At 71.0% G+C, this 9,666-nt stretch carries 7 protein-coding genes; all 7 read right to left on the reverse strand.

Translation table 11 applies throughout. From position 1 onward, the window contains the following. Positions 1-39: 39 nt before the first annotated feature. The 7 genes from M8I34_RS40635 to M8I34_RS40665 all read right to left on the reverse strand — a co-directional run bounded on the left by M8I34_RS40635 (position 40) and on the right by M8I34_RS40665 (position 9,555). Positions 40-573: a GNAT family N-acetyltransferase gene (locus tag M8I34_RS40635; RefSeq protein ID WP_030082505.1), complete on the reverse strand. Its 534-nt coding sequence runs from the start codon at positions 571-573 to the stop codon at positions 40-42. Between the two features lie 24 nt (positions 574-597). After that, positions 598-1,443 (reverse strand): GNAT family N-acetyltransferase, encoded by an 846-nt coding sequence (locus M8I34_RS40640; RefSeq protein ID WP_250058095.1) that lies wholly within the window; start codon positions 1,441-1,443, stop codon positions 598-600. Positions 1,444-1,618: 175 nt separating this feature from the next. Beyond that, positions 1,619-2,776 (reverse strand): flavodoxin-dependent (E)-4-hydroxy-3-methylbut-2-enyl-diphosphate synthase, encoded by a 1,158-nt coding sequence (gene ispG, locus M8I34_RS40645; protein ID WP_030991992.1) that lies wholly within the window; start codon positions 2,774-2,776, stop codon positions 1,619-1,621. 173 nt (positions 2,777-2,949) lie between these two features. Continuing rightward, on the reverse strand, positions 2,950-4,251 hold the full coding sequence (locus M8I34_RS40650; RefSeq protein ID WP_250058096.1) for an RIP metalloprotease: 1,302 nt from the start codon (positions 4,249-4,251) through the stop codon (positions 2,950-2,952). Continuing rightward, on the reverse strand, positions 4,248-5,522 hold the full coding sequence (dxr, locus tag M8I34_RS40655; RefSeq protein ID WP_250058097.1) for a 1-deoxy-D-xylulose-5-phosphate reductoisomerase: 1,275 nt from the start codon (positions 5,520-5,522) through the stop codon (positions 4,248-4,250). Before dxr ends, M8I34_RS40650 begins: the two co-directional genes overlap by 4 nt. Before the next feature lie 145 nt (positions 5,523-5,667). Beyond that, positions 5,668-7,587 (reverse strand): acyl-CoA dehydrogenase family protein, encoded by a 1,920-nt coding sequence (locus M8I34_RS40660; protein ID WP_250058098.1) that lies wholly within the window; start codon positions 7,585-7,587, stop codon positions 5,668-5,670. Between the two features lie 507 nt (positions 7,588-8,094). Then, the gene (locus M8I34_RS40665; protein ID WP_030992000.1) at positions 8,095-9,555 is read right to left on the reverse strand and encodes an aldehyde dehydrogenase family protein; all 1,461 of its coding nucleotides are present in this window, start codon (positions 9,553-9,555) and stop codon (positions 8,095-8,097) included. Positions 9,556-9,666 lie beyond the last annotated feature (111 nt).

Genomic DNA, 9,666 nt, shown 5'->3' on the forward strand with positions numbered 1-9,666 from the left:
CCTCCCGTTGTGGGTGGTGGAAAAAGAAATAAGGGGGGCTCAGCGCTTCAGCGGGAGGGGGGCGCCCATCACTGCGTATGGGGTGGGGGCGCTGGGGAAGAGGACGCGGCGGGCGATGTCCTGGTAGCCGAGGGAGCGGTACAGACGGCGGGCGGGGCTTTCGGTGTCGATGGCGGAGAGGATGGAGCGGAGTTCGCCGGCCTCGTCGGTGATGCGGGTGATCAGCGCCCGGCCGATGCCGCGGTGCTGGTAGGCGGGGTGGACGTGCAGCTCGGTGATGGTGAAGGAGCCGTCGAGCCAGTGGTCGAGGCCCTCGCCGCGGAGGTAGGGCTCGACGACGGTGGACCACCAGTGGGCGCGGTCGTTGGGCATGCCGTAGACGAAGCCGACCAGCCGGCCCGCGGGGGTGGTGGCGCCGAGGGCGCGGGCACCGGTACAGGCGAAATGGCGCAGCACGATGTGCCGGCGGACGGCGATCTCCTCGTCGCTCAGGCCGAACGCGAGCGCTTGGACGGCCAGCGCGTCGTCCACGCGGGCAGCGAGATCAAGGGGGCCGACCGCGACGTCATCCATGCTCGGAGCGTACAAGGCGGCGGGTCAGAAAAGTACGCTCATGAAGGCGCCGACTTCCTCGAAGCCCACGCGCCGGTAGGAGGCGCGGGCCGCGGTGTTGAAGTCGTTGACGTAGAGGCTGACGACGGGGGCGACGTCGCTGAGGGCGTAGCGCAGCACGGCGGCCATACCGGTCTCCGACAGGCCCTTGCCGCGGTAGGCGGGGTCGACCCAGACGCCCTGGATCTGGCAGGCCCGCTGGGTGGCGGCGCCGATCTCGGCCTTGAAGATGACCTTGCCGTTCTCGATACGGGCGAAGGAGCGTCCTGAGCCGACGAGTTCGGCGACCCGGGCCTGGTAGAGGAGCCCGCCGTCGCCCGCCATCGGGGAGATGCCGACCTCTTCGGTGAACATGGCCACGCACGCGGGCATGATCAGGTCCATCTCGTTCTTGCGGATCCGCCGGACGTACGGGTCGGCCGCGATCTCGGCGGACGGTGCGGTGGTGACCATCAGGGGCTGGTGGGCGCGGACCTCGCGGGCCGGTCCCCAGTAGGACTCCAGGAGCGACCACAGCTCGGCGGTGGGCTCCTCGGGGCCGACGATGGAGGAGCAGCGGCGGCCCTGGCGGCGGGCGCGTTCGGCGAAGCCACGGACCGCTTCGGGGGTGGCGCAGACGGGGACGAGGTTGGCGCCGGCGTAGCAGAGCGCCTCCAGGCGGCCGCGGACGTACCAGCCCCACATCTCGCCGCCCAGCCGCCAGGGGTCGAGGCCGGCGACCTGTACGCGGGCGGCGACAAAGGCGTTGGCGACCGGGTCGCGGTCCAGGACCGCGAGCGCATCGTCGAGGTCCCCGGGTTCGAGGACCTTGATGGTGGTGGTCGTCAGCACGTGTCGGAAAGCCTCACCGTTACGGGCCTGGGAGGCCAGGCGGGAGCAGGTCTTGGCACTTTACCTCGCGCCTGCGGGGAGCACCCTGCCGCCGAGGACCGGATCGTCCCGGCCAGGGGTGAGCCCCGCGGCCCGGGGCGGGCGGCGGGGCTCGGGTGCTGCGGGCGGGGCCGGGTCAGCCGGCGACGGCCACGGTCGGCTCGCCGGAGGCGATGCCGTCCTTCTCCATCTGCTCAGCGATCTTCAAGGCCTCTTCGATGAGGGTCTCGACGATCTTCGACTCGGGGACGGTCTTGATCACCTCGCCCTTGACGAAGATCTGGCCCTTGCCGTTGCCGGAGGCGACACCGAGGTCGGCCTCGCGGGCCTCGCCGGGGCCGTTGACGACACAGCCCATGACGGCGACGCGGAGCGGCACCTCCATGCCGTCCAGGCCCGCGGTGACCTCCTCGGCGAGCTTGTAGACGTCGACCTGGGCGCGGCCGCAGGACGGGCAGGAGACGATCTCCAGCCGGCGCTGGCGGAGGTTGAGCGACTCCAGGATGGAGATGCCGACCTTGATCTCTTCGGCGGGCGGCGCGGACAGCGAGACGCGGATGGTGTCGCCGATGCCCTCGCTGAGCAGCGCGCCGAAGGCGACGGCGGACTTGATGGTGCCCTGGAAGGCGGGGCCGGCCTCCGTGACGCCGAGGTGGAGGGGGTAGTCCGACTGGGCGGCGAGCTGGCGGTAGGCGTTGACCATCACGACCGGGTCGTTGTGCTTGACCGAGATCTTGATGTCACGGAAGCCGTGCTCCTCGAAGAGGGACGCCTCCCACAGCGCGGACTCGACGAGCGCCTCGGGGGTCGCCTTGCCGTACTTCTGGAGCAGGCGGCGGTCCAGGGAGCCGGCGTTGACGCCGATCCGGATCGGGGTGCCGGCGTCGGAGGCCGCCTTGGCGATCTCCTTGACCTTGTCGTCGAACTGCTTGATGTTGCCGGGGTTGACGCGGACCGCGGCGCAGCCGGCGTCGATCGCGGCGAAGACATACTTCGGCTGGAAATGGATGTCCGCAATGACTGGAATCTGCGACTTGCGGGCGATCACGGGCAGCGCATCGGCGTCGTCCTGCGTCGGGCAGGCGACCCGGACGATCTGGCAGCCGGAGGCCGTCAGCTCGGCGATCTGCTGAAGCGTGGCGCCGATGTCGGACGTCCGCGTAGTCGTCATCGACTGCACCGAGACCGGTGCGTCTCCGCCCACGGCGACCGTGCCGACCTGGATCTTGCGGCTGACCCGGCGGTCGGCAAGCTTGGTCGGTACGTCCGGCATTCCCAGTGAAATGGCAGTCATCTGGCGAGCAACCCCAAGGTGTGGATCTAGGCCCCGCATCGGCGGGCTCCGGTCTTCGAGATTACGTCACGGGGGTCGCGGCAAGCACATCGCTCCCCTGTGGCGCCACGAAAGGAGACGGCCGGACGCCTCCAAACGCCACGGAGGTGTCCGGCCGCCGCCAAACGTGCTTTCTAGGTCAGCTTCACCGGATTCACCACGTCGGCGACGAGCACCAGCAGGGTGAAGCAGATGAAGATCCCGGCGACGACGTACGCGACCGGCATCAGCTTGGCGACGTCGAAGGGGCCGGGGTCGGGACGCCGGACGATCTTGGCGAAGGCCCGTCGGACCGACTCCCACACGGCGCCGGCGATGTGCCCGCCGTCCAGCGGCAGCAGCGGCAGCATGTTGAACAGGAACAGCGAGAGGTTGAAGCCGGCGACCAGGAAGAGCATGGTCGCCACCCGCTGCTCCGGCGGGATGTTCAGGGAGAAGACCTCGCCGCCGACCCGGGCCGCGCCGACCACGCCCATCGGGGAGTCCTGCTTGCGCTCTCCGCCGTTGAAGGCCGCGTCCCACAGGTCCGGGACCTTGGCGGGCAGGTTTATCAGCGAGGAGACCCCCTGCTGGACCATGTTGCCCATGCGGTCGACGGACTGGCCGAAGGACTGCTGGACGACGCCGCTGGCCGGCGTGAAGCCGAGGAATCCGGCGGTGACGAACTGTCCGGGGACATAGCCGCCGTGGCCGTCGGTCTTGGCGACCTTGTTCTCGATGAGGTCGGCGTGCAGGGTCCGTCGTGCGCCGTGCCGCTCCACGACGAGCGTCGCGGGTCCGGTGGTGTCGCGGATCTGCTGCTGGAGGGCGCCCCAGTCCGGCACGGCGTGGCCGTTGAACGAGACGATCTTGTCGCCGGCCCGGAGGCCCGCGGCCTCGGCCGGGGAGTCCTTGGCGCCGCGCGGGCACTTGTCGGTCTTGGCGGCGGCCGAGATGACGCACTCCGAGACGGAGCCGACCTGGGTGGTCTGGGTGTTGATGCCGAAGCCCATCAGCACGCTCATGAAGATCACGACCGCCAGGATCAGATTCATGAACGGCCCGGCGAACATCACGATGACGCGCTTCCAGGGCTTGCGGGTGTAGAAGAGCCGCTTCTCGTCGCCGGGCTGGAGCTCCTCGAAGGCCGCCGAGCGGGCGTCCTCGATCATGCCGCGGAACGGCGAGGTGGAGCGGGCCTGGAGCTTTCCGTCGTCGCCGGGCGGGAACATCCCGATCATGCGGATGTAGCCGCCGAGCGGGACGGCCTTGATGCCGTACTCGGTGTCGCCCTTCTTACGGGAGAAGATCGTCGGCCCGAAGCCCACCATGTACTGCGGCACGCGGATACCGAACAGCTTGGCCGTGGAGAGATGGCCGAGCTCGTGCCAGGCAATGGAGAACAGCAGGCCGACGACGAAGACGACTATGCCGAGGATGGTCATCCAGGTCGTCATGCGCGAGCCTCCGAAGGTGTCCGTGCCGCACGGGCGGCCAGTTCGCGGGCGCGGGCGCGCGCCCAGGTCTCCGCCTCCAGGACGTCCGCGACACTCAGGGAAGTTCCCCCGGCGGGCGTTCCGTGTTCGGCGACCACTGCGGCGACGGTATCCACAATCCCTGTGAAGGGCAGCCCGCCCTTGAGGAACGCGTCCACGCATTCCTCGTTCGCCGCGTTGAAGACGGCGGGGGCGGTGCCGCCCAGATCACCGACCTGGCGGGCCAGCGGGACGGACGGGAAGGCCTCCTCGTCCAGCGGGAAGAACTCCCAGGTCTGCGCCTTCGTCCAGTCCACGCCCGGTGCGGCGTCCGGGACCCGCTCGGGCCAGCCGATGCCCAGGGCGATCGGCATCCGCATGTCGGGCGGGCTGGCCTGGGCGAGCGTGGAGCCGTCGGTGAACTCCACCATCGAGTGGATGTAGGACTGCGGGTGGACGACCACCTCGATGCGGTCGAAGGGCACGTCGAAGAGCAGATGCGCCTCGATGACCTCCAGGCCCTTGTTGACGAGGGTCGCCGAGTTGATGGTGACGACCGGGCCCATCGACCAGGTGGGGTGGGCCAGCGCCTGCTCGGGCGTGACCCCGGCCAGCTCCTTCTTCGTACGGCCGCGGAACGGGCCGCCGGAAGCGGTGACGACGAGCTTGCGGACCTCGGCGCGCTCGCCGCCGGCCAGCGCCTGGAAGAGCGCGGAGTGCTCGGAGTCGACGGGGATGATCTGGCCGGGCGCGGCGAGGGCCTTGACCAGCGGGCCGCCGACGATCAGCGACTCCTTGTTGGCGAGGGCCAGCACCCGGCCCGCCTTCAGGGCGGCCAGGGTCGGGGCGAGGCCGATGGAGCCGGTGATGCCGTTGAGGACGGTGTGGCAGGGGGAGGCGGCCAGCTCGGCGGCCGCGTCGGGGCCTGCCAGGATCTCGGGCAGCGGCTCGCCCGCGCCGTAGCGGTCGGCCAGCGCCGTGCGCAGTGCGGGCACCGCGTCCTCGCGCGCCACGGCGACGGCGGCCACCCGCAGCTGGTGCGCCTGATCGGCGAGCAGCTCGACCCGGCCGCCGGCCGCGGAGAGCGCGGTCACCCGGAAGCGGTCGGGGTTGCGCAGCACGATGTCGATCGCCTGGGTGCCGATCGAGCCGGTCGAGCCGAGCACCACGAGGGAACGGGGGCCGCGCGGGCCGTCAGGGTCGCCGGAGGCCGGCTCGAAACGCGTATGCGGGTGGGCGAGGGAGTCCGTCATGGGGTCCATTGTGGCCGGTCGCCCAGGGGCCGTGGACACCAAGGGCGTGTCTTACCGATCATCGGGCCCCGCCCGTTGTGCACGGCACGCCCCGGGGCCGGTCCGACGCGCCCGGACCGGCCCTGGGGTGTGCGGCGCGGGCCGCTCAGCGGATGGGCCGCCGGACGTTGTCCGTCCGGCTCGGGCCCGGGGTGGCGTCGGCGATCCAGGGGCCGTCGCCGCTGGGGTCGATCATGCCTTCCTCCAGCCAGGTGTAGCTGCCGTCGAGGACCCCGTGGACGACCTTGCGGTCGAGCTCGTCGGTGTTGGTCCACAGGCGGCCGAACAGCTCCTCGACGCGGATCCGCGCCTGCCGGCAGAACACCTCGGCCAGCTGCTGTGCCTCGCGGCCGTGCTCCCCGGTCTCGTTGAGGTACTCGGCCCGTACGCAGGCGGCGCTCATCGCGAAGAGTTCGGCGCCGATGTCCACGATCCGGCCGAGGAAGCCCTGCTTGGTCTCCATCCGGCCCTGCCAGCGGGACATCGCGTAGAAGGTGGAGCGGGCGAGCTTGCGGGAGGCCCGTTCGACATACCGCAGATGGCCGGCGAGCTGGCCGAACTCCTGGTACGTACGCGGGAGTTGGCCCGGTCCGGCGACGAGCTTGGGCAGCCAGCGGGCGTAGAAACCGCCGGCCTTGGCCGCGGCCCGGCCCTTGTCGGCGAGGGTCTTGTCCGGGTCGATGAGGTCGCCGGCGACCGACAGATGGGCGTCCACCGCCTCGCGGGCGATCAGCAGATGCATGATCTCCGTGGAGCCCTCGAAGATCCGGTTGATGCGCATATCACGCAGCATCTGCTCCGCGGGGACTGCGCGTTCGCCGCGGGCGGCGAGCGAGTCGGCGGTCTCGAAGCCGCGGCCGCCGCGGATCTGGACGAGCTCGTCGGCCATCAGCCAGCCCATCTCGGAGCCGTAGAGCTTTGCGAGGGCGGCCTCGATGCGGATGTCGTTGCGGTTCTCGTCGGCCATCTGGGAGGAGAGGTCGACGACCGCTTCGAGGGCGAAGGTGGTGGCGGCGATGAAGGAGATCTTGGCGCCGACGGCCTCGTGCTGGGCGACCGGCCGGCCCCACTGCTCGCGGGCCCCGGCCCACTCACGGGCGATCTTCAGGCACCACTTGCCGGAACCGACGCACATCGCGGGCAGCGAGAGCCGGCCGGTGTTGAGGGTGGTCAGGGCGATCTTCAGGCCGGCGCCCTCGGGCCCGATGCGGTTGGCGGCGGGGACCCGTACCTGGTGGAAGCGGGTCACCCCGTTCTCCAGGCCGCGCAGGCCCATGAAGGCGTTGCGGTTCTCGACCGTGATGCCCGGGGAGTCGGCCTCGACGACGAACGCCGTGATGCCGCCCTTGTGCCCCTCGGAGGCGGGCACCCGCGCCATCACCACCAGCAGGTCGGCGACCACACCGTTGGTGGTCCACAGCTTCACGCCGTCGAGGACGTAGTCCGTGCCGTCCGGGACCGCCAGGGTCGCCAGCCGGGCCGGGTCCGAGCCGACATCGGGCTCGGTCAGCAAGAACGCCGAGATGTCCGTACGGGCACAGCGCGGCAGGAACGTCTCCTTCTGCTCCTTGGTGCCGAACAGCTTCAGGGGCTGCGGAACGCCGATCGACTGATGCGCGGAGAGCAGCGCGCCGATGGCGGGGCTGGCGGTGCCGACCAGGGCCAGGGCGCGGTTGTAGTAGACCTGGGTGAGGCCGAGGCCGCCGTACTTCGGGTCGATCTTCATGCCGAACGCGCCGAGCTCCTTGAGCCCGTTCACGGTCTCGTCCGGGATCTGCCCCTCGCGCTCGATCCGGGCGCCGTCGATCTCCGTCTCGCAGAAGGCGCGCAGCGTGGCGAGGAACTTCTCGCCGCGGCGCACGTCGTCGACCGCGGGGGTCGGGTGCGGATGGATGAGGTCGAGCCGGAAACGCCCCAGGAACAGTTCCTTGGCGAAGCTGGGCTTGCGCCAGTCCTGCTCGCGGGCCGCCTCGGCGACCTGGCGTGCTTCGCGCTCGGAAACGTTGCGGATGGATGGAGCGGTCATCAGGAGCTCACCTCGCCGCGGGATCGGGAGTTCTGCGCCGGCGGGCCGGTCGGCCGCTGGACAGCGCTACTTGTGAGAGTTACCCGATCCGCGCGGGTTGCACCACGGGAGGTGGCGGGAGATGGCCGCGCGGCAGGCCACTCCACGCCAAGCGGGACATACCCCCCGGCATCGGTCCGGGGCCGCTCGCCGCCCTCCGCCGTTCGGGGGGTGTCGCATACCGCGCTGGTTGTACGTACGGCCCCCGCTCCTCCCCCGGGGGACCGCCGCGACTCCCCCTCAAACAGGAGGAAGGGAGGGGCTCCGGCCGCATACCGTCAAGATCCGGCATGACGGGAGAGGTGATGCCGGAGCAAAAAGGGGGACGCGGCGCGCTCCGGAAACAGGGTGCCGGAGCGCGCCGCGTCGGGGCCGGCGCCGGGGGGTGCGCCGGCCGGGGTCCGGTTGGTGATACGGCCCAAGGGATGGCCGTCGCTGTCCACCGGTCCGGACCGGGTCGGGCGGAGGTTACAGCGCCAGGCCCGTGAGGACCAGCACCCGCTCATAGGTGTAGTCGTCCATCGCGAACCGCACGCCCTCGCGGCCCACACCGGACTGCTTGACGCCGCCGTACGGCATCTGGTCGGCACGGTAGGACGGCACATCGCCGACGATCACGCCGCCGACCTCCAGCGCACGGTGGGCGCGGAAGGCAGTCTGCACGTCGTGCGTGAACACGCCCGCCTGGAGGCCGAACTTCGAGTCGTTGACGGCCGCGAACGCCTCGGCCTCCCCGTCGACCTTCCGGAGGGTGAGCACCGGGCCGAAGACCTCTTCGCAGGCGAGAGTGGCGTCGGCGGGCACGTCCTCCAGGACGGTCGGCGCGTAGGAGGCGCCGTCGCGCTTGCCGCCCGCGAGCAGCTTCGCGCCGCGCTCCACGGCCTCGTCCACCCAGCTCTCGACGCGCTTGGCGGCGTCCTCGTTCACCAGCGGGCCGACCTCGGTCGCGTCGTCCGACGGGTCACCGGTGACCTGCGCCTCGACGGCCGCCACGATCTTGGGCACCAGCCGGTCGTAGACGGAGGCGTCGGCGATCACCCGCTGCACCGAGATGCAGGACTGGCCGCCCTGGTAGTTGGAGAAGGTGGCGATGCGCTGCGCCGCCCAGTCCAGGTCCGCCTCGGACGAGAAGTCGGGCAGGACGACGGCCGCGCCGTTGCCGCCGAGCTCCAGGGTGCAGTGCTTGCGCGGCACCGAGTCCAGGATCGCGTAGCCGACCTTCTCGGAGCCGGTGAAGGAGACGACCGGCAGCCGCTCGTCCTGCACCAGCGCCGGCATCCGGTCGTTGGGCACCGGGAGGATCGACCAGGAACCGGCCGGCAGCTCGGTCTCGGCCAGCAGCTCGCCGAGGATCAGACCGGAGAGCGGGGTGGCCGGGGCCGGCTTGAGGATGATCGGGGCGCCGGCCGCGATGGCCGGGGCGATCTTGTGGGCGCAGAGGTTCAGCGGGAAGTTGAACGGGGCGATGCCCAGGACCGTGCCGCGCGGGAAGCGGCGGGTCAGCGCGAGCCGGCCGGCGCCGCCCGCGTCGGTGTCCAGGCGCTGCGCCTCGCCGCCGTTGAAGCGGCGGGCCTCCTCGGCGGCGAAACGGAACACGGAGACGGCCCGGCCGACCTCGCCGCGGGCCCACTTCATGGGCTTGCCGTTCTCCGCGGAGATCAGCCGGGCGATCTCCTCCGTACGCTCCACCAGCCGGCGGTGCACATGGTCCAGCGCGGCGGCCCGCACGTGCGCGGGGGTGGCGGCGAGTTCGTCCTGGACCGCGACGGAGGCGGCGAGGGCCTCCTCGACCTGCGCCTCGGTGGGGACGCTCACCGTGCCGACGAGGCGTCCGTCCCAGGGAGAGGTGACATCGAAGGTGGCCTCGCCGGTGGCCTGACGGCCGGCGAGCCAAAAGGCGGTGGGGGCTGCATCAGTGGGGATCGGCACAGTGGAACCCGGCCCTTCAGAAGTGGTGGGTGATGCGCATGGCTCAGGGAGCGGCTCTGCGGTTTTGACTCTGGACCCACGGTAGGGGTGCGGCGGCGCCGTGGCGTTTGT

The sequence above is a fragment of the Streptomyces sp. MCA2 genome, assembly GCF_023544705.1.
GTDB lineage: Bacteria > Actinomycetota > Actinomycetes > Streptomycetales > Streptomycetaceae > Streptomyces > Streptomyces decoyicus.

Excerpts from the sequence above, each read along its gene's own strand:
- M8I34_RS40635 (WP_030082505.1), bottom strand. The coding sequence starts at position 573 with ATGGATGACGTCGCGGTCGGCCCCCTTGATCTCGCTGCCCGCGTGGAC.
- ispG (WP_030991992.1), bottom strand. The coding sequence starts at position 2,776 with ATGACTGCCATTTCACTGGGAATGCCGGACGTACCGACCAAGCTTGCC.
- M8I34_RS40650 (WP_250058096.1), bottom strand. The coding sequence starts at position 4,251 with ATGACGACCTGGATGACCATCCTCGGCATAGTCGTCTTCGTCGTCGGC.
- M8I34_RS40660 (WP_250058098.1), bottom strand. The coding sequence starts at position 7,587 with ATGACCGCTCCATCCATCCGCAACGTTTCCGAGCGCGAAGCACGCCAG.
- dxr (WP_250058097.1), bottom strand. The coding sequence starts at position 5,522 with ATGACGGACTCCCTCGCCCACCCGCATACGCGTTTCGAGCCGGCCTCC.